At 72.4% G+C, this 18,719-nt stretch carries 17 protein-coding genes and 1 pseudogene; 9 read left to right on the top strand and 9 right to left on the bottom strand.

The window, feature by feature from the left end; genetic code table 11:
• Nucleotides 1-19 precede the first annotated feature (19 nt).
• From FHX40_RS20555 to FHX40_RS20525, 7 genes and pseudogenes are all read right to left on the bottom strand, one after another.
• Nucleotides 20-655 (bottom strand): hypothetical protein, encoded by a 636-nt coding sequence (locus FHX40_RS20555; protein WP_142261133.1) that lies wholly within the window; start codon nt 653-655, stop codon nt 20-22.
• Between the two features lie 113 nt (nt 656-768).
• On the bottom strand, nt 769-3,366 hold the full coding sequence (gene clpB, locus FHX40_RS20550; RefSeq protein ID WP_142261132.1) for an ATP-dependent chaperone ClpB: 2,598 nt from the start codon (nt 3,364-3,366) through the stop codon (nt 769-771).
• Nucleotides 3,367-3,409: 43 nt separating this feature from the next.
• A pseudogene (locus tag FHX40_RS20545) lies at nt 3,410-3,733 on the bottom strand (heat shock protein transcriptional repressor HspR); the annotation flags it as partial.
• 23 nt (nt 3,734-3,756) lie between these two features.
• Complete coding sequence (dnaJ, locus tag FHX40_RS20540) at nt 3,757-4,917, bottom strand: molecular chaperone DnaJ (protein WP_142261130.1); 1,161 nt, start codon at nt 4,915-4,917, stop codon at nt 3,757-3,759.
• 49 nt (nt 4,918-4,966) lie between these two features.
• Nucleotides 4,967-5,776 carry a nucleotide exchange factor GrpE gene (grpE, locus tag FHX40_RS20535; protein ID WP_189136174.1) on the bottom strand — a complete coding sequence of 270 codons (810 nt, stop codon included), beginning with the start codon at nt 5,774-5,776 and terminating at the stop codon, nt 4,967-4,969.
• Complete coding sequence (gene dnaK / locus FHX40_RS20530) at nt 5,773-7,641, bottom strand: molecular chaperone DnaK (RefSeq protein WP_142261129.1); 1,869 nt, start codon at nt 7,639-7,641, stop codon at nt 5,773-5,775. Before dnaK ends, grpE begins: the two co-directional genes overlap by 4 nt.
• A gap of 208 nt (nt 7,642-7,849) precedes the next feature.
• The gene (locus FHX40_RS20525) at nt 7,850-8,335 is read right to left on the bottom strand and encodes a hypothetical protein (protein ID WP_142261128.1); all 486 of its coding nucleotides are present in this window, start codon (nt 8,333-8,335) and stop codon (nt 7,850-7,852) included.
• Between the two features lie 179 nt (nt 8,336-8,514).
• Between FHX40_RS20525 and FHX40_RS20520 the strand changes: the two genes are divergently transcribed.
• The 9 genes from FHX40_RS20520 (at nt 8,515) to FHX40_RS20480 (ending at nt 16,709) form a co-directional block, all read left to right on the top strand.
• Nucleotides 8,515-9,444, top strand: coding sequence for a proline dehydrogenase family protein (locus tag FHX40_RS20520; protein ID WP_142261127.1), 930 nt, complete (start codon nt 8,515-8,517; stop codon nt 9,442-9,444).
• 9 nt (nt 9,445-9,453) lie between these two features.
• Nucleotides 9,454-10,251 (top strand): pyrroline-5-carboxylate reductase, encoded by a 798-nt coding sequence (gene proC / locus FHX40_RS20515; RefSeq protein WP_268241028.1) that lies wholly within the window; start codon nt 9,454-9,456, stop codon nt 10,249-10,251.
• A gap of 91 nt (nt 10,252-10,342) precedes the next feature.
• Entirely contained in the window at nt 10,343-11,506 is a 1,164-nt protein-coding gene (locus FHX40_RS20510) for an acetoin utilization protein AcuC (RefSeq protein ID WP_142261126.1), read from the top strand.
• A gap of 81 nt (nt 11,507-11,587) precedes the next feature.
• Complete coding sequence (locus FHX40_RS20505; protein ID WP_229788521.1) at nt 11,588-12,406, top strand: phosphatase; 819 nt, start codon at nt 11,588-11,590, stop codon at nt 12,404-12,406.
• Between the two features lie 320 nt (nt 12,407-12,726).
• The gene (locus tag FHX40_RS20500; RefSeq protein WP_030456159.1) at nt 12,727-12,930 is read left to right on the top strand and encodes a helix-turn-helix domain-containing protein; all 204 of its coding nucleotides are present in this window, start codon (nt 12,727-12,729) and stop codon (nt 12,928-12,930) included.
• Nucleotides 12,931-13,491: 561 nt separating this feature from the next.
• Nucleotides 13,492-13,590: a 30S ribosomal protein bS22 gene (locus FHX40_RS20495; protein WP_003948845.1), complete on the top strand. Its 99-nt coding sequence runs from the start codon at nt 13,492-13,494 to the stop codon at nt 13,588-13,590.
• 23 nt (nt 13,591-13,613) lie between these two features.
• The gene (locus FHX40_RS20490; protein ID WP_142261124.1) at nt 13,614-14,639 is read left to right on the top strand and encodes an NAD-dependent epimerase/dehydratase family protein; all 1,026 of its coding nucleotides are present in this window, start codon (nt 13,614-13,616) and stop codon (nt 14,637-14,639) included.
• On the top strand, nt 14,636-15,481 hold the full coding sequence (locus tag FHX40_RS20485; RefSeq protein WP_142261123.1) for a lysophospholipid acyltransferase family protein: 846 nt from the start codon (nt 14,636-14,638) through the stop codon (nt 15,479-15,481). Before FHX40_RS20490 ends, FHX40_RS20485 begins: the two co-directional genes overlap by 4 nt.
• Before the next feature lie 61 nt (nt 15,482-15,542).
• Nucleotides 15,543-16,709, top strand: coding sequence for an alpha/beta fold hydrolase (locus FHX40_RS20480; RefSeq protein WP_142261122.1), 1,167 nt, complete (start codon nt 15,543-15,545; stop codon nt 16,707-16,709).
• A 76-nt stretch (nt 16,710-16,785) separates the two neighbouring features.
• Here FHX40_RS20480 and FHX40_RS20475 read toward each other — a convergent pair whose 3' ends face one another.
• Complete coding sequence (locus FHX40_RS20475; protein ID WP_142261121.1) at nt 16,786-17,652, bottom strand: HAD family hydrolase; 867 nt, start codon at nt 17,650-17,652, stop codon at nt 16,786-16,788.
• A gap of 88 nt (nt 17,653-17,740) precedes the next feature.
• Nucleotides 17,741-18,634, bottom strand: coding sequence for a DUF5667 domain-containing protein (locus FHX40_RS20470; RefSeq protein WP_142261120.1), 894 nt, complete (start codon nt 18,632-18,634; stop codon nt 17,741-17,743).
• Nucleotides 18,635-18,719: the final 85 nt, after the last annotated feature.

Here is an 18,719-nt window from a genome sequence, read left to right as displayed (position 1 = left end):
AAGGGTGGACCTGGGTCGGTCAGCGGCCGGTGATCATCGACGCGGCCGGGTTCAGCAGCCCGCTGTCGTCGCCGACGCGGAGCAGGTCGCCGAGCTTGGTGTTCGTGGCCGAGTCGACCGTGTTCGGCAGGTCGCGCACGACCGCCGTGACCTCCGTCTTGTTGACCGTCCTGGGCGTCCGCTCGGTGAGGCTGCCGCTGACGATCAGCTCGTGCGCGTCGTTCGGGAGGCTCGGCGCCGCGGCGAGCGTGCCGGACGACGGCGTGCCCGGCAGCCGCGCGAGCCTCGGGTCGACGCGCAGCGGAATCGGGTTGCCGACCCCGCGGCTCGCGGCGAGGCCGGCCTGGTCGGTCATCGGCAGCCCGCTGTTGCGGCGCAGCTGCCGGAGGATGACGGACGCGTCGAGCCGCCGCACCCACTCCTGGTTCGGCCGGTTCGCCCAGGCGCGGCCGTAGCCCGGCCGCCTCTTCTCCGACTTCGTCTCAGCGGCCTTGTGGCAGCCCGTTGCCCCCGTCGCGACCGCCGACGGGCAGCCGGTGTGCGCCGTGGCACCGTCGTTCGCGGCGGCCGTACCCGTCACCGCGCTGCTCGCGCCGACCGCGAGCGCGGCCACCGCGACGAACCGGTACCCGGTGCTCCAGGCGTTCTTCGACATTCCGCCCCCTGATTACGTGACGTCATCTGACAGTCGCAGGACGCTATCAGCGCCCGTCGGGGGCGGTTGCCGGTTGAACAAACGGTGGAACAGACCTTGCCAATCGCCGGAGATCAGTTGACCGGCTCCGGGACCGCGCGGATCGTCAGCGTGTCGCGCTCGGTGTCGAGGTCGACCACCACCTCGTCGCCGTCGCGGACGTTGCCCGCGAGCAGCTCCTTGGCGAGCTGGTCACCGATCGCGGTCTGCACCAGCCGGCGCAGCGGGCGCGCGCCGTACAGCGGGTCGTAGCCGGTGAGCGCGAGCCAGTCGCGGGCCGCCGGGGTGACGGTGAGCCGCAGCCGCCGGTCGGCGAGCCTGCGGGCCAGCCGCGCCACCTGCAGGTCGACGATCTTCGACAGCTCCTCCGAGCCGAGCGCGTCGAACACGATCACGTCGTCGAGCCGGTTGATGAACTCCGGCTTGAACGCCGAGCGCACCGTGGCGAGCACCGCGTCCCGCTTCGCCTCGCCGTCGAGCTTGGGGTCGACCAGGTACTGCGAGCCCAGGTTCGAGGTGAGGATGAGGATCGTGTTGCGGAAGTCCACGGTACGGCCCTGCCCGTCGGTGAGCCGGCCGTCGTCGAGGACCTGGAGCAGGATGTCGAAGACCTCCGGGTGGGCCTTCTCCACCTCGTCGAGCAGCACCACGGTGTACGGCCGGCGGCGCACCGCCTCGGTGAGCTGGCCGCCCTCCTCGTAGCCGACGTAGCCGGGCGGGGCGCCGACGAGCCGGGCCACGCTGTGCTTCTCGCCGTACTCGCTCATGTCGATGCGGATCATCGCCCGCTCGTCGTCGAACAGGAACTCCGCGAGCGCCTTGGCCAGCTCGGTCTTGCCCACGCCGGTGGGGCCGAGGAACAGGAACGAGCCGGTGGGGCGGTCGGGGTCGGCGATGCCCGCCCGGGCCCGCCGTACCGCGTCGGAGACGGCCTGCACGGCCTCCTTCTGGCCGATGATGCGCTTGCCGAGCTCCTCCTCCATGCGCAGCAGCTTGGCGCTCTCGCCCTCGAGCAGCCGCCCGGCCGGGATGCCGGTCCACGAGGAGACCACGTCGGCGATGTCGTCGGGGCCGACCTCCTCCTTGACCATGGGCTCGGACTCGGCCGCCTCGGCCGCCGCGGACGCCTCGGCGAGCTCCTTCTCCAGGGCCGGGATCTCGCCGTACATGAGCCGCGAGGCCTCCTCGAAGTCGCCGTCGCGCTGCGCGCGCTCGGCGGCGGAGCGGAGCTCGTCGAGCTTCTTCTTCAGCTCGCCGACGCGGTTGAGCCCGGCCTTCTCCCGCTCCCAGCGGGCCACCAGGGCGGACAGCTCCTCCTGCCGGTTGGCGAGCTCCTCGCGGAGCTTCTCCAGCCGCTGCCGGCTCGCCTCGTCGGTCTCCTTGGCGAGCGCGAGCTCCTCCATCTTGAGCCGGTCCACGGTGCGCTGCAGCTCGTCGATCTCCACCGGGCGGGAGTCGATCTCCATGCGCAGCCGGGAGGCGGCCTCGTCGACGAGGTCGATCGCCTTGTCCGGGAGGAACCGCGCGGTGATGTAGCGGTCGGAGAGCGTCGCGGCGGCGACCAGGGCGCTGTCGGAGATCTGCACCTGGTGGTGGGCCTCGTAGCGGCCCTTGAGGCCGCGCAGGATGGCGATGGTGTCCTCGACCGACGGCTCGCCGACGTACACCTGCTGGAAGCGGCGCTCCAGCGCCGGGTCCTTCTCGATGTGCTCGCGGTACTCGTCGAGGGTGGTCGCGCCGATCATGCGCAGCTCGCCGCGGGCGAGCATCGGCTTGAGCATGTTGCCGGCGTCCATCGCGCCCTCGGCGGCGCCGGCCCCGACCATGGTGTGCAGCTCGTCGATGAACGTGACGATCTGGCCGTCGCTCTGCTTGATCTCGTTGAGCACGGCCTTGAGCCGCTCCTCGAACTCGCCGCGGTACTTGGCGCCGGCCACCATCGCGCTCAGGTCGAGCGCGACCAGCCGCTTGCCCTTCAGCGACTCGGGCACGTCCCCGGCGACGATGCGCTGGGCGAGGCCCTCCACCACGGCGGTCTTGCCGACGCCGGGCTCGCCGATGAGCACCGGGTTGTTCTTGGTGCGCCGGGACAGCACCTGCACCACGCGGCGGATCTCGGTGTCCCGGCCGATCACCGGGTCGAGCTTGCCCGCGCGGGCCCGCTCGGTGAGGTCGACGCCGTACTTCTCCAGCGCCCGGTAGGTGTCCTCGGGGTTCTCGCTGGTGACGCGGGCGTGCCCGCGGATCTTCTCGAAGGCGTCGAGCAGCGCCTCGGGGGTGGCGCCCTGCGAGCGGAGCAGGTCGGCCACCGGGCCGCCGTCGGTGGCGAGGCCGACCATGAGGTGCTCGGTGGAGACGTACTCGTCCTCGAGCCGCTGGGCGCGGGCCGCCGCGGTGTTGATCACGGCGAGGAGCTGGCGCGAGCTGCTCGGCGCGCTCACCGTGGCGCCCTTGGCCCGGGGGAGGGCGTCGAGCATGCGCTCGGCCTCGCTGCGCACCTTGCGCACGTCGGCGCCGACCGCCTCGAGCAGCGGTACGGCGGTGCCGCCGGTCTGGGCGAGCAGCGTGACGAGCAGGTGTGCGGGGAGGACTTCGGGGTGCCCGTCGGCCGCCGCGCGGCGTACGGCACCCGAGAGCGCCTCCTGGCTCTTCTGCGTAAGCTTGTAATCCATCGCGTTCGTCGTCCGATCAGGCGGGCGGGGGCAGTTCGTAGCGGATCAGGGCGCGCATCAGGGTGAGCTCGCCGCGCAGGCGGGCCACCTCCTCCCGCAACCGCATGTTCTCGGTCTCCAGCTCCAAGATGCGCTTGATGCCGGCGAGGTTGATGCCCTCCTCCTGGGAGAGCCGCTGGACCTCGCGCAGCAGCACGATGTCGCGAAGCGAGTACAGGCGCCCACGACCCGGGGCGCGGCCGGGGCTGACCAGGCCGAGCCGGTCGTACTGCCGCAGCGTCTGCGGGTGCAGGCCGGAGAGCTGAGCGGCCACCGAGATGACGTAGAGGGGAGTGTCGTCCGAGATGTCGAGGTGGTTGGGGTCCATGCCTCGTCGCCCTCCCTCCGTGACTACTCGCTCTGGGCCTGCTTGATGAGATCGGCCCGCAGGTCGGCCCCTTCCTTCGGGTCGTGCAGCTTCTCCAGGGCGGCGCGCATCTCGTCGTCGACGTGCTGCGGCACCGCCACCTCGACGGTCACCAGCAGGTCGCCCTTGGTGCCGTCCTTGCGCGCGGCGCCGCGCCCGCGGACCCGGAAGGTGCGGCCGTTCGGCGTGCCCGGCGGGATGCGGAGCGTGACCGGCATGCCCCCGAGGGTGGGCACCTTGATCTCGGCGCCCAGCGCCGCCTCGGTGAACGTGATCGGCACGGTGATCGTGAGGTTGTCCCCCGAGCGGCCGAACACCCGGTGCGGCCGTACGTGGATCTGGACGTACAGGTCGCCCGCCGGGCCGCCGTTCTCGCCCGGGGCGCCCTTGCCCTTCAGCCGGATGCGCTGACCGTCGGCGACGCCCGCCGGGATGCGCGCCTGGATGGTGCGGGTGCTCTTGCCCCGGCCGCTGCCCTCGCACACCCTGCAGGGGTCGTCGACGATGAGGCCACGCCCGCGGCAGTCGCGGCACGGCTCGGAGAAGGCGAAGCTGCCCAGGTTCCGGCTGGCCGCCCCGGTGCCCTCGCAGGTGGGGCAGACGCGCGGGGTGGTGCCCGCCCTCGCGCCGGTGCCGTTACAGGCCTGGCACGCCGAGGAGCTGGTCAGCCGGAGCGAGACGGTCGTGCCCTGGACCGCTTCGCTGAACGACAGCGTGACCTCGGACTCGATGTCCTGCCCGCGGCGTGCCCGGCGGGTGGTGGTGGTGCGCCCGCCCCGGCCGAACAACCCGCTGAACAGGTCGCCGATCCGGTCGCCCGCCCCCTGCTGGCCGACGCCGCCGAAGAGATCGAAGGGGAACCCGGTGCCGCGGGCGCCGGCCCCGGCGAAACCGCCGAGGCCAGACCCGAACAGCGCACGCGCCTCGTCGTACTCCTTGCGCCGCTTGGGATCCGAGAGGACGTCGTACGCCTCGGAGACCTCCTTGAACTTCGCGGTGGTCTCCGGGTCGCCGCCCGCGTTGGCGTCCGGATGGTACTTCCGGGCCAGCCTGCGGTACGCCTTCTTGATCTCTTCGGCGGTCGCGTTCTTGGGCACACCAAGGACGGCGTAGTAGTCCTTTTCCAGGTAGTCCTTGGTGCTCATCTATTGCGTCCTTCGCGGCAAGGGGATCAAGGGAGGTGATGTTCGGTTGTCAGTCGCCGGACCCGGGGGCCTTGGCGGAATCATCTCCGGTCGCGCCCCCGGAACCGTCACCGGATCCGGCCGGTTGCGAGGATGGCTCGCCCGAGGCGGACTCGCCCGATCCGCCGGAAGGCGTCTCGGACGACCCGCCTGAGGACGACTCACCCGAGGATGCCGCATCCGCGGCGGACGTGGCATCCTGCTCGGGCTCGGCGGGCTCGGCCACCGCGACCCGTGCCGGGCGCAGGATCCGGTCGCCGAGCCGGTATCCCAGCTGAAGGATCTCCACGCAGGTGGTCTCGGTCACCTCCGAGGAGTAGCTGTGCATGAGGGCCTCGTGCACGGTCGGGTCGAACGGGTCGCCCTTCGTGCCGAAGGACTCCAGCCCGAGCTTGCCGAGCACGGACTCCAGCACCTCGCTCACCTTGGCGAACCCGCCGACGAGCTCGCCGTGCTCGCGCGCCCGCCCGATGTCGTCGAGCACGGGCAGCAGCTCGGTGAGCACGGAGGCGACGGCGAGCTCGCGGACCGCGGCCCGGTCCCGCTCGACCCGCTTGCGGTAGTTGGCGTACTCCGCCTGGAGCCGCTGCAGGTCCTCGGTGCGTTCCGCGAGCTGCCTGGTGAGTTCCTCGACGCGCGAGTCGACCGCGCCCTTGTCCTCCTTCGGCTCAGCGCCGGCCTGCTGCTGCGCGGGCGCGGAGTCGAGGATGTCGCCGGGCTCGGGCATGGCGCGCTCGCGCACCTGCCCGGTCTCAGGGTCGATCTTCCGGTTGTCGCGGATCACCGGCCCCTGTTCGGAGCCGTTCTCGCGCGTCGTCACTTGTCGCCGCCCTCCCGCTTAGGCTCGTCGTCGACGATCTCCGCCTCGACCACGTCCTCGTCCTTGCCGCCCTGCGCGGAGGAGGCGCCGCTCGCCGAGCCGGAGGCGTCACCGGACGCGCTCTGCTGCGCGTAGATCGCGGAGCCCATCTTCTGGCTGACCGTGGCGAGCTTCTCCGCGGCGCTGCGGATCGTGTTGATGTCGGTGCCCTCGAGCGCCTTCTTCACGTCGGCGATGGCGCTCTCCACCTCCGACTTGACGTCGGCCGGCACCTTGTCGGTGTTCTCCCGGAGGAACTTCTCGGTCTGGTAGACGAGCGAGTCGGCGTTGTTGCGGACCTCGGCCTCCTCGCGGCGCTTGCGGTCCTCCTCGGCGTACTGCTCGGCCTCGCGCATCATGCGCTCGATCTCGTCCTTGGGGAGCGCCGAGCCACCGGTGATGGTCATCGACTGCTCCTTGCCGGTGCCGAGGTCCTTCGCCGACACGTTGACGATGCCGTTGGCGTCGATGTCGAAGGTGACCTCGATCTGCGGCACGCCGCGCGGCGCCGGCGGGATGCCGGTCAGCTCGAAGGTGGCGAGCTTCTTGTTGTACGCGGCGATCTCGCGCTCGCCCTGGTAGACCTGGATCTGCACCGACGGCTGGTTGTCCTCGGCCGTGGTGAAGACCTCCGAGCGCTTGGTCGGGATCGTCGTGTTCCGCTCGATGATCTTGGTGAAGATGCCGCCCTTGGTCTCGATGCCGAGCGACAGCGGGGTGACGTCGAGCAGCAGGACGTCCTTGACCTCGCCCTTGAGCACACCGGCCTGGAGCGCGGCGCCGACCGCCACCACCTCGTCGGGGTTGACGCCCTTGTTCGGCTCCTTACCGGTCAGCTCGCGAACGAGGTCGCTCACCGCCGGCATACGGGTCGAGCCGCCGACGAGCACCACGTGGTCGATGTCGGACACCTTGATGCCGGCGTCCTTGATCACCTGGTGGAACGGGCCCTTGCAGCGCTCGAGCAGGTCGGCGGTGAGCCGCTGGAACTCGGCCCGGGTGAGCTTCTCGTCCAGGTGCAGCGGGCCCTCGGACGAGGCCGTGATGTACGGCAGGTTGATCGTGGTCTCCGACTGCTGGGACAGCTCGATCTTGGCCTTCTCCGCGGCCTCGCGCAGCCGCTGCATGGCCATCTTGTCCTTGGACAGGTCGACGCCGTGCGCGTTCTGGAAGCGCCGCACCAGCTCGTCGACGATGCGCTGGTCCCAGTCGTCACCACCGAGGTGGTTGTCACCGCTGGTGGCCTTCACCTCGACGAAGCCGTGGCCGTCCTCGGAGCCGACGTCGAGCAGCGACACGTCGAAGGTGCCGCCGCCGAGGTCGAAGACGAGGATCGTCTGGTCCTTCTCCTTGTCGAGGCCGTAGGCGAGGGCCGCCGAGGTGGGCTCGTTGATGATGCGAAGGACGTTCAGGCCCGCGATCTGGCCGGCCTCCTTGGTGGCCTGCCGCTGGGCGTCGTTGAAGTAGGCCGGGACGGTGATGACGGCGTCGGTGATCTTCTCCCCGAGGTAGGCCTCGGCGTCCGCCTTCAGCTTCTGCAGCACGAAGGCGCTGATCTGCTGCGGCGTGAAGGTCTTGCCGTCGATCTCCTTCTTCCAGCCGGTCCCCATGTGGCGCTTGACCGACCGGATCGTCCGGTCGACGTTGGTCACCGCCTGGCGCTTGGCGACCTCGCCGACGAGCACCTCGCCGTTCTTGGCGAAGGCGACCACGGACGGAGTGGTCCGGGAGCCCTGCGCGTTGGCGATGACGGTGGGTTCACCGCCTTCGAGGACCGCGACGACGGAGTTTGTCGTCCCCAGGTCGATACCTACCGCACGTCCCATGAGTACGTCCTTATAGTCAAAGTTGAGTCTGTCAGGCTCAATGTTACGGATCGGCCAACCTTTGTCAACAGACTTGAGCCTATCCGACTCAACTCTCTTGCGTGCGGTTCTATTCCACGGCCGCCCCGGACCGAAACGGCCGTCCCGGGGGACCGCTCCGCCTTACGGCACGGCCTTCCGACGGCGCCCGGGCTCCCGGTGACCCCCGTCAGCGCGCTCCGTCGACGACCTTGCGATCCCCGAGCGGCTCGTCCAGCCGCACCTCGGTGACCTTGGTGATCGCGATCTCGATGCACACCGCGTCCGGCGAGGCACGCGACGGACCCTCGTAGAGCGTGACGGTGACCTTGCCGCGGGTCTCGTCGACCTCCACCCGGTCGAGCGTGGCGCACGGCTCGACCCCGGAGGTCCACACGACGCGGAGCGTCCGCCCGTCGCCGACGGGCTCGGCGCTCGTCCACGGGATCTTCCGCGGCTTGATCGTGCCGCCCTTCGGGGTCACCGGGGACGCGCTCGGCGACGGGGTGGCGTCCGCGCCGCCCGAGCCGTGGTTCGAACCGGAGTCCGGGGTGTCCGGAGCAAGGGTGGCGGCGTCCGGCCGCCGTGCCGTGGTGGGCGCCGAGGAGTCGTCCGGCGCCGGGTTTCCGCAGGCGGCGACGAGCAGGACGAGCGCCGCCAGGCAAATCCTTCGCATAGCCCTAATGACGTGAGAGCGCGCCCTCCCGGTTCACCGCGCGCCGCCCGCACCGCTCGGGCGTCATCCGCGCAGGTCGGCGCGGGTGCGCGGGGACGCCGCGCCGGGCCGGTCGTACGCCCGCGACGTGCGGGTGCGGCTCCCGGGCGGCGGCGGGTCCGGCACGTACGCTTGGGGGAGTGCGCAACGTCCTCGCCGCCCTGTCCCGGCAGGAGACCGGCCGGTACGTCGAACGGCTCGTGGCGGGCTCGCCGCTCGCCCACCGCCTGCTGCGCCGGTACGTCCCCGGCCCGGACGCGGCCGCCGCGGTGCGGGCCACCGCCGCCCTCGCCGCCGAGGGGCTGCCGGTGACCATCGAGTACCTGGGGGAGCCCGACGCCTTCGGCCGGGACCCGCGGGCGCCGCGCCGTACCGATGGGCCCGAGGCGGTCCGCCGCCGGGCCGAGCACACGGTCGCGGAGTACCTGCGGCTGCTCGACCGGCTCGCCGCCCGCGGCCTCGCCCGGGGCGCCGACCTCACCGTGGACGCCGGGGCGCTCGGCCTGCCCGCGGACGAGCGGCGCGCGCTCGACGCCGCGGCCCGGCTGTGCGCGGCCGCCCGCGACGCCGGGGCGACGGTCACCCTCGACCTGGCGGAGGAGCGGGTGCCCGCCGGGCGGCTGATCGCGCTCCACGCCGAGCTGGGCAGGGAGCACCCGGACGCGGGCGTCACCGTCCCCGCCTGCCTGCGCGCCGCCGAGGAGCACTGCCGCCTGCTCACCGACCGGCGGGTACGGCTACGCAAGGGCCTGCCCGGCGCGGCGGCGCGCGACGGGGCCGCGCTCGCGTACCGCACCGGCCACGCGATCGACCGCTCGTTCGTGCGCTGCCTGCGGGTGCTCATGGCGGGCCGGGGCCACGTGGCGGTCGCCACCCACGACGGCCGCATGCTCGAGATCGCCTCGGTGCTCGCCACCCTCAACGAGCGGGAACCGGGCGACTGCGAGTTCCAGCTGCCGTACGGCGTCCGGGCCGCCGAGCAGCGCCGGCTGCGCGGCCTCGGCGCGGCGGTCCGGGTGCACGTGCCGTACGGCACGGCCTGGTACGGATACCTGCTGCGGCGCTTGTAGGGTGAGGCCGTGCCTATCGCGATTCTGGGAACCGGGAAGATGGGCGAGGCCCTGCTGTCGGGCCTGCTGCGCGCGGGTTTCGAGCCGGACCGCGTGCTCGCCACCGTGCGCCGCCCGGAGCGCGGCGAGGTCATCGCCGAGCGGTACAAGGTGCGGGTGGTGCCGAACGTCGAGGCGGCGCAGACCGCGAGCACCCTCGTCCTCGCCGTGAAGCCGCAGGACATGGCGCGCCTGCTCGACGAGATCGGGCCGCACGTGCCCGCGGGCACGCTGGTGATCTCGGCGGCGGCCGGCATCACCACCGCGTTCGTCGAGGCGCGGATCAAGGAGCGGGTGCCGGTGGTGCGGGTGATGTCGAACACCCCGGTGCTCGTGGACGAGGCGATGAGCGTGATCTCGGCGGGCTCGCACGCCGAGGAGGAGCACCTGCGCCGGGTCGAGGAGCTGTTCTCCCCGGTCGGCAAGGTGCTGCGCCTCCCCGAGTCGCTGCAGGACGCGGCCACCGCGCTCTCCGGCAGCGGCCCGGCGTACTTCTTCTACCTCGTCGAGGCGATGGTCGACGCAGGCATCCTGCTCGGCATGCCGCGCGCCGCCGCGCTGGAGATGGTGATCCAGACGCTCGTCGGCTCGGCGATCATGCTGCGCGACTCCGGGGAGCACCCGGTCATCCTGCGCGAGGCGGTGACCTCGCCGGGCGGCACCACGATCGCGGCCGTCGCCGAGCTGGAGCGGCACCGGGTGCGCGCCGCCTTCCTCGACGCGATCTCGGCCGCGCGCGACCGCGGGCGCGAGCTCGCCTCCGGCTGACCCACCCGGCGCGCCGTACCCGCGCGGGGCCGGGAGGCGATCGTGGCGGGCCGTGTACGGCACGTGCCGGTCGGTGCGGTACCGTCACGACATGAGCGATTCCGTGCGCGTGGTGTGGGACGACGGGCTCATCGGCTACGACTTCGGCCCCGGCCATCCCCTCGCCCCGGTACGGGTCGAGCTCACCATGGCCCTCGCCAAGGAGCTCGGTGTGCTCGACCACGTGGAGCTGGCCGGGTGCGCACCCGCCACGGACGACGACCTCGCGCGGGTGCACACCCGCGAGTACATCGAGGCGGTCAAGCAGGTCTCCCAGTGGGGCGCCCCGGACGTACGGCACGGCCTCGGCACCACGGACAACCCGGCCTTCCCCGGCGTGCACGAGGCGTCGGCGCTCGTGGCGGGCGCGACGCTGGCGGCGGCCAAGGCGGTGTGGACCGGCGAGGCGCAGCACGCGCTCAACATCGCGGGCGGGCTGCACCACGCGATGCCGGCGACCGCGAGCGGCTTCTGCGTCTACAACGACCCGGCGGTGGCGATCGCCTGGCTGCTCGAGAACGGCGCCGAGCGCATCGCGTACGTGGACGTCGACGTGCACCACGGGGACGGCGTGCAGGCGATGTTCTACGACGACCCCCGGGTGCTCACGATCAGCCTGCACGAGTCCCCGCGCACGCTCTTCCCGGGCACCGGGTACCCGAGCGAGACCGGGGCCGAGGGGACCGCGGTGAACGTGGCGCTCCCGGCGGGCTGCGGCGACGCCGAGTGGCTGCGGGCGTTCCACGCGCTCGTGCCGCCGCTGCTGCGGGAGTTCGCCCCGCAGGTGCTCGTCACCCAGCACGGCTGCGACGGCCACGAGCTCGACCCGCTCGCCCACCTGAAGCTCTCGGTGGACGGCCAGCGCGCGGCGTACGCGGCGCTGCACCGGCTGGCGCACGAGACCGCGGGCGGGCGGTGGCTCGCCACCGGCGGGGGCGGGTACGCCCTGGTGCAGGTGGTGCCGCGGGCGTGGACCCACCTGATCGCGGAGGCGGCGGGCCGTCCGCTCGATCCGGAGACCGAGACGCCGCCGCGCTGGCGGGCGCTGGTGGGAGAGCGCATGTGCGAGAGCGCCCCGCTCAGCATGACGGACGGGCGAAATCCGGAATTTCGTGATATCTCAGATGGTTATGACCCGGCGGATCCGGTCGACCGGGCGATCATGGCGACGCGAAACGCCATCTTCCCGCTGCGCGGCCTTGATCCTCTGCCCTAGCCGCGTTAGGCGGCCGACCGCCCGCGGCGGGCGGGACTGCGACCGACGAGACGGACGGGAGTGCACATGGGTGCCGCGAGCGTGCCTGACCCCGGTGGGCGCACCGGCCGCGTCCCCACCCGGGAGGAGCTGCGGGAGCATCTGATCCGCACGAGGATCGCCGGGCACGTCGCCACCCCCCGCGAGAACAACCTCGACCACTACCGCTCGCTCGCCCTGCGCGACCCGTACTACCTGTTCGGCCTCGACATCTCCGAGGACTGGAGCTACGCCGACGTGCTCGGCCTCATGGCGAAGTCGGTCGGCGTCTCCCCGGACCCCGAGCACCGCGAGGGCCAGGACACCATCGACCCCGACCGGACGATCGACGCGCTGGAGGCGATGGCCGACCGCATCGGCGCGGTGCTCGCCCGCGGCTCGGCGCGCGTGCTGTTCGCGACCGGGCATCCCACCGGGCTGCTCGCCATCCACACCGCGCTCGCCCGGACCGCGGCCGCGTACGGCGCGACCGTGATCACGCCCGCCGAGGGCGGCGAGTGCGTCGGCGGCTACGGGCGGCGGCGCCGGATCCGGTACCTCGACGACGTCGCCATGCTCGACGACCGCGGCTCGTTCGTGCACACCCACGACGCCGACCCCATGGTGGCGATCCTTGAGGAGCTCGACCGGCGCGGCGAGCCCCGCCCCGACCTGGTGATCGCCGACCACGGCTGGGCGGGCGCGGCCGGCGAGGCGGGCATCGAGACGGTCGGGTTCGCCGACTGCAACGACCCCGCGCTCTTCGTCGGCGAGGCCGAGGGCAAGATCGCGGTGGCGGTGCCGCTCGACGACAACGTGCTCCCGCGGTACTACCGCCCGCTCACGGAGTACCTCATCCACCGGATCACACGTGACCTCTGAGGCGCGCGACGTCCAATCCGTACATGTCGGAACATGGGCATCGCGGCCCGGTTTGTTGGTGATCACGGATCGGCTGGCATCTTTTTGACAATAGTGCATGACTGTAATGTCCGCCGGTTGGTCCGTTCCAAAGATCGATCCCTTCCGCCATACCGGTTGCTGCCTGGGATTTTGTCGTTTTAGGTGGCACGGGTCACCGCTGCTTGATGGAATAGGGGGTTTGCTCCATCGGACTCGCGACTTACGCTGACAGCAGTACACGTGCGTGAGCAATGGCACAGGTGGGGACAACCCGGAAACACGTGCGGGAGAGGCGTCCGATGGGTGCAGGCGAAAGACCTCTCAGCGAGGTGAAGTTCCTGACGGTGGCGGAGGTCGCCACGGTCATGCGGGTCTCCAAGATGACGGTGTACCGGCTGGTGCACTCGGGTGAGCTGCCGGCCATCCGGGTCGGCCGATCCTTCCGCGTACCCGAGCAGGCGGTGCACGACTACCTCAGAGACGCGTTCATCGAGGCGGGATGAGCGCCTGAGGCGGCCGGCGCCGGTGCGCCGCGGCGTGCCGGCGCCCACCCCCCGTACCCACGCCCCGCCACCGCCGCGGGGTGAACGGCCGCGGTCCACCGCCACGGCGGCCGGCCCAGGGGCCGGCGCACCGCCGGAGGCGTACGGCGAGCACCGTGCGGCCGTCGCGGTGATCGACGCCGATCGCCGACGGGTACGGCGGCCGCCGGCGCGGCGGGCGCGCGCCGGTGCGACCCGCCGGAGCGGTGGCGGGCATTCGCGTCGTTCACGCCGCCGTTTTCCGCGTCGGTTCCGCGGCCGTATCCGGGCCGTCAGGGCGAGCCGTCCCGACGCCATCCGCCGGCATCACGGCATGCCGTACCCGGGAACGGCGCGGCGGCCGGGTTTTACGCGCGCTGACCGCGCCGCGACGATAACCGGACCGTCGCTACACGGCGTCGTGATGAACACAGGGCCCTCCCGATGGGCGATCAGCCCGAGAACGCCGGTAGGCTGTTTGGTCGGTGTCCTTCTACACCGAATCCTCGTAACGACATCCTCAACTACCGTTCTGGGGGTCCCGTGGGCTCTGTCATCAAGAAGCGTCGCAAGCGGATGGCGAAGAAGAAGCACCGTAAGCTGCTCAAGCGCACTCGAGTCCAGCGGCGTAACAAGAAGTAGCGAACGGAGTCTGCGAGGCGTCGATGGCCCACACCGTGCTCGTCACCGGGGTATCCCGCCATATCGGCGCGCGGTTGGCCGGCGTGCTCGCAGCGGACCCGGAGATCACCCGGGTCATCGGAGTCGACACGGTGCCGCCGCCATCGCACGAGCTCGGCAGGGTCGAGTTCGTCCGGGTCGACCTGCGCAGCCCCGACATCGCCCAGGTCATCGCGGCGGCGGACATCGATACCGTTGTGCACATGAGCCTGGTGAGCGCCCCGAGCCAGGGCGCGAGCCGCTCGCTGATGAAAGAGCACAACGTTATCGGCACCATGCAGTTACTGGCCGCGTGCCAGCGGTCGGAGACGGTCTCCCGCGTGGTGGTGCGTTCCACCACGGCCGTCTACGGCTCCTCGCCGCACGATCCGGCGATGTTCACCGAGGACACCGAGCCGCACGAACCGCCGACGCACGGGTACGCCAAGGACGCGTGTGAGGTCGAGGGGTACGTGCGCGGCTTCGCCCGGCGGCGCCCGGACGTGACGGTGAGCCTGTTGCGCTTCGCCAACTTCATGGGCCCCGGGGTCGACTCCCCCCTCACCCGGTACTTCCTCCAGCCGGTCCTGCCGACGGTCCTCGGCTTCGACCCTCGCCTGCAGTTCGTCCACGAGGACGACGCGGTGGAGGTGCTGCGCCGCATGGCCCTGGAGGACCACAACGGAACGTTCAATGTGGCGGGTGACGGCGTCATGCTGCTCTCCCAGTGCGTACGGCGGGCAGGGAAGCCGACCATCCCGGTGCCGTCCCCGGCCTTCCGCATCCTGGGCGAGCTGGCGCGGAGCGTCGGCCGGGTGAACTTCTCCCCTGAGCAGCTGGCGCTGATGAGCCACGGCCGGGCGGTGGACACCGCCCGGCTCGCGGCGGAGCTCGGCTGGCGGCCGAAGTACAGCACCTCCGCCGCCTTCGACGACTTCCTCCGGTCGCAGGGCCTGGGCGAAGGGCTGCCGGTCAAGGTGATCGACTGGCTGTCCGGTCTCGGCGTCGGCCGGGCGGGTGGCCGGCGATGATCGGCATCGACGTCGCCGAGGCGCTCGCGTTCCTGCGGCGGCGCCTCGCGGGCGAGTACGAGGTCGACGAGTTCGGGTTCGACCCGGAGTTCAACGACAAGGTCATTCTGGAGCTGCTCCGCCCGCTGTACCGGCACTGGTTCCGGGTGGAGACGCTCGGCCTGGAGAACGTTCCGGACGAGTCGGGCGCGCTCGTGGTCGCGAACCACTCCGGCACGCTGCCGGTCGACGCGCTCATGCTCCAGGTGGCGCTGCACGACGACCACCCCGCGCACCGCCCGATCCGGCTGCTCGGCGCGCACCTGGTCTACCAGCTTCCGGTGCTCGGGCACCTGTCCCGCAAGAGCGGCCACACCCTCGCCTGCCCGGAGGACGCCGACCGGCTGCTGCGCAAGGGCGAGCTCGTCGGGGTGTTCCCCGAGGGCTTCAAGGGCGTGGGCAAGCCGTTCTCCGAGCGCTACCGGCTGCAGCGGTTCGGCCGGGGCGGCTTCGTCGCCTCGGCGATCCGCGCCGGGGTGCCGATCATCCCGTGCGCGATCGTGGGGGCCGAGGAGATCTACCCCAAGATCGGCGACCTGCGGCCGCTCGCCCGGCTGCTCGGCCTGCCGTACCTGCCGATCACCCCGTTCTTCCCGTGGCTCGGGCCGTTCGGCCTCATCCCGCTGCCGTCGAAGTGGATGATCGAGTTCGGCGAGCCGGTGCGCACCGACGAGTTCGATCCGGAGGAGGCCGACGACCCGATGCTGGTGTTCAACCTCACCGACCAGGTGCGGGAGATCATCCAGCACCGGCTCAACGCGCTGCGGCTGCGCCGGGGGCACGCGTTCCCCCCGTTCCTGTGACCCCATCTTTTCCGGTTATTTCGCGAACGGTGAAGCTTTCCCGACGCTATGGTCAGGCGGCGTGGAGGCATCCAGGAGCGCGCGCCGTTCCGGGCGCAGGATCGCTCTGGCCGGCCTGCTGACCGGCGCCGAGATCGGGATCGCCGCCCGCCGGGCGCCGCGTGACCGGTGCGGCAGGCCCGTCACCGTGACCGCCGACGACGGGGTACGGCTCGCCGCGGACGTCGACGAGTGCCCCGGATCGCGGCTCGCCGTCGTGTTCGCCCACGGCTGGCTGCTCGACCGCCGGGCGTGGCGGTTCCAGCGCCGGGCGCTCGCGGGCACGGCCACCCTCGTCCGCTACGACCACCGCGGCCACGGCGGCTCCGCGCCGGGCGGCTCGCTCACCGTGGACCGGCTCGGCGACGACCTCGCCGCGGTGCTCGAGCGCACCGTGCCGCCGGACGTGCCGGTGGTGCTCGCCGGGCACGCGATGGGCGCGGTCGCGATCCTCTCCCTCGCCGCCCGGCACGGCGACCTGTTCGGCGGCCGCGTGGTCGGCGCCGCCCTGCTCGGCCCGTCCTGCGGCCGCCTCGTGTCCGACACCCCGCCGGACCGGCGATGGCCGGTCGCCTCCGGCCCGCCCGGGCCGGAACCGGCGGAGGGACCGGTGCGGCTCGCCCCGGTGATCCCGTTCCCGCGCAGCAGGCCCGGCCCGGGCAGGTACGGCCATGCCGGGCATGTCGTGTCACGGACCGCGTCAGCGGCCACGGCCTCGGGCGGCCTGCCGATGACACCGTGCCCGCTCCCGCAGACCCACGTCGCGGCACCCGCCTCGCGCGGCGTGCCGCGTTCTCGTCTTGACCGGCGGTTCGAGCAGCGTCCCGGCGCGGACGCGCGGTGCGCCGAGTCGCGGGCGCGGGCGACGCGCGACCACATCCGGTGGGTCGGGGAACGCGTCGCGGCGGCGCCGCCGGCGGCGCTGCCCGGGTACTTCCACGACCTGCTGCTGCGCGAGGACCCCGCGCCGCTCGCCGCGCTGCGCCGGGTGGAGACGCTGATCATGGTGGGGTCCGCCGACCGGGTCACCCCGCCGGTGCACGGGCGGCGGATCGCCGACCTGCTGCCGGACGCGGTGCTGTCGGTGGTGGCGGGTGCCGGGCACCTGATCGCCCTGGAACGTCCCGACGTGGTGAACCGGGAGCTGCGCGGCTTCCTGCTCGGCTGCCGGGCCCGCGCCGGACGCTGACCGGCGGGCCGGGCCGTACGGCACCGCGGCAGAGGGCGGGGTGCGATGAGACGGTGGTGAACACGACGGGGAAAGGTCAGGCCTGCCGGTAGTGGCGCCGCAGCGCGATGCCCGCGGCGATGCCGCCGGCGAGCGCCCCCGCGCCGGCCGCGATGGGCAGCCCGATCATCGTGGCCTTGCGGCCGGACCGCCAGTCCTTGATCACCCAGCCGTTCGCCTTCGCCTCCTCGCGCAGCTCGGCGTCCGGGTTGATCGCCACCGGGTTGCCGACCAGCCGCAGCATCGGCAGGTCGTTCGCCGAGTCGCTGTAGGCGGAGCAGTGCGCGAGGTTGAGGCCCTCGCGGCGGGCGAGCGCGCGCACCGCCTCGGCCTTCGCCGGGCCGTGCAGCAGGTCACCGACGAGACGGCCGGTGTAGACGCCGTCCCTGGTCTCGGCCACCGTGCCGAGCGCGCCGGTGAGGCCGAGCCGCCGGGCGATCACCTGGGCGAGCTCGATCGGCGTCGCCGTGACGAGCCAGACCCGCTCGCCGGCGTCGAGGTGGTTCTGGGCGAGCTGACGGGTGCCCGGCCAGATCCGGTCGGCCATCTCCTCGTCGTAGATCTCCTCGCCGAGCCGTACCACGTCCTCGACCTTGAGCCCGGCGACGAAGGCGAGCGCGGTCTCCTTCGCCTTGGCGATGTGGTCGGGGTTCTCGTTGCCCCGGATCCGGAAGATCGCCTGGCCGAGCGCGAACATCAACAGGTCCTTCGTCGTGAACAGGCCGCGCGCGGCGAGCCCCCGGGCGAAGTAGTAGATGGAGGCGCCCCGCATCATCGTGTTGTCCACGTCGAAGAACGCCGCGGCAGTGGGATCCGGGTCGGTGCTCGGCACCGGCCGGGCGGCGGCCGCGGCCGCCTCACCCGCCAGCTCGGCACGTTCCCGTCGTCTCCATAGCCGTCTCATGACAATCCAGCTTAACGGCCGCAGGTGACGGAAAACCGCACGGCGAGCGGCGCGGCGCTTATCGCCGGGCGTATGGCCGCGGTTACCGTCAGGGGTCCTCGAATCCCTCGATAAGGTGCAGGTAGGCGCTGGCTTTTTCCTTACTGCTTCCGTTGAGCGCGGGGATCAACGGTTCGACCACGTTCCGTTGTTCCGCGGCGAAACGCCGCAGTTTTCCGTGGTCGCGGGCGCCGCCTTTCGCCCGGGTGAGCGTGCGGATCGCCGACCGCGTCGTCGACGCCATATCGTCGATCGTCTTCTCCAGCAGCTTTTTCCGCGCCGGATCGGCGGCGAGCACGGCGACCTCGGTGGCGCGGTTGTGCGCGGTGTCGAGCTCGCGCTCGGCGCGGGCGGTCTCGTCCACGCTCAGCCGGATGAGCGCGGACTCGGTGGCGCGCTTGATCGGGTACAGCGTGTCGCCGGGCACCGCGTGCTGCACGCCCCAGCTCATGCCGAGCAGCGCGGCGAGCAGGGCGAGGGCGAGCGCCGCCGAGCGCAGCCGTACCCGCAGCGACGGCCGGAACGCGGGCGGCGGTACGGCGAGGGCCGCCGCGGCCCGGTCCGCGGCGGGGCCGCCTGAGCCCTCGGGCGCGGACCGGCGCAGCTCCTCGTGCGCGCTGAGCAGGGTCTCGCGCAGCCGGGCGCGGAACTCCGGACGCGGCCCGCCGAGCGCGTCGCGCAGCTCGGCGAGGCGGGCGATGACCTCCTCGGCCTCCTCCGGCATCCGCTCGCGGGCCGAGCGGCGGCGCGCCGCGGTACGCCGCGGCCGGTGCAGGCGGTCGTGACCCCGGTCGTGGGCCGCGTCCCGGGCGCGCTCGCGGGGAGGCTCGTGCGGGGCGCCGTGCCGGGGCTCGGCCGGGTCGTCGTGCCGGCCGGTACGGCGGGCGTGCCGCGCGCCGGCGCATCCGCCCGACGCGCATCGCCGGGACCGCCTGTCGTCCATGAGCGCTCCTGCCCCCCTGGGTGATCTCTCGCACAACACCCAACGACGGGCGGCACCGCGGGGTTACGTGCCGCGGTGCGATGAG

Source organism: Thermopolyspora flexuosa (assembly GCF_006716785.1).
Lineage (GTDB): Bacteria > Actinomycetota > Actinomycetes > Streptosporangiales > Streptosporangiaceae > Thermopolyspora > Thermopolyspora flexuosa.
The sequence above is the reverse complement of the archived record's forward strand: the minus strand, read 5'-3'. Positions and strand labels throughout refer to the sequence as shown.

What these genes read in the sequence shown, in the direction of transcription:
- FHX40_RS20555 (WP_142261133.1), bottom strand. Translation starts at nt 655, where the DNA reads ATGTCGAAGAACGCCTGGAGCACCGGGTACCGGTTCGTCGCGGTGGCC.
- clpB (WP_142261132.1), bottom strand. Translation starts at nt 3,366, where the DNA reads ATGGATTACAAGCTTACGCAGAAGAGCCAGGAGGCGCTCTCGGGTGCC.
- dnaJ (WP_142261130.1), bottom strand. Translation starts at nt 4,917, where the DNA reads ATGAGCACCAAGGACTACCTGGAAAAGGACTACTACGCCGTCCTTGGT.
- dnaK (WP_142261129.1), bottom strand. Translation starts at nt 7,641, where the DNA reads ATGGGACGTGCGGTAGGTATCGACCTGGGGACGACAAACTCCGTCGTC.
- FHX40_RS20525 (WP_142261128.1), bottom strand. Translation starts at nt 8,335, where the DNA reads ATGCGAAGGATTTGCCTGGCGGCGCTCGTCCTGCTCGTCGCCGCCTGC.
- FHX40_RS20510 (WP_142261126.1), top strand. Translation starts at nt 10,343, where the DNA reads ATGAGCGATTCCGTGCGCGTGGTGTGGGACGACGGGCTCATCGGCTAC.
- FHX40_RS20500 (WP_030456159.1), top strand. Translation starts at nt 12,727, where the DNA reads ATGGGTGCAGGCGAAAGACCTCTCAGCGAGGTGAAGTTCCTGACGGTG.
- FHX40_RS20490 (WP_142261124.1), top strand. Translation starts at nt 13,614, where the DNA reads ATGGCCCACACCGTGCTCGTCACCGGGGTATCCCGCCATATCGGCGCG.
- FHX40_RS20485 (WP_142261123.1), top strand. Translation starts at nt 14,636, where the DNA reads ATGATCGGCATCGACGTCGCCGAGGCGCTCGCGTTCCTGCGGCGGCGC.
- FHX40_RS20475 (WP_142261121.1), bottom strand. Translation starts at nt 17,652, where the DNA reads ATGAGACGGCTATGGAGACGACGGGAACGTGCCGAGCTGGCGGGTGAG.
- FHX40_RS20470 (WP_142261120.1), bottom strand. Translation starts at nt 18,634, where the DNA reads ATGGACGACAGGCGGTCCCGGCGATGCGCGTCGGGCGGATGCGCCGGC.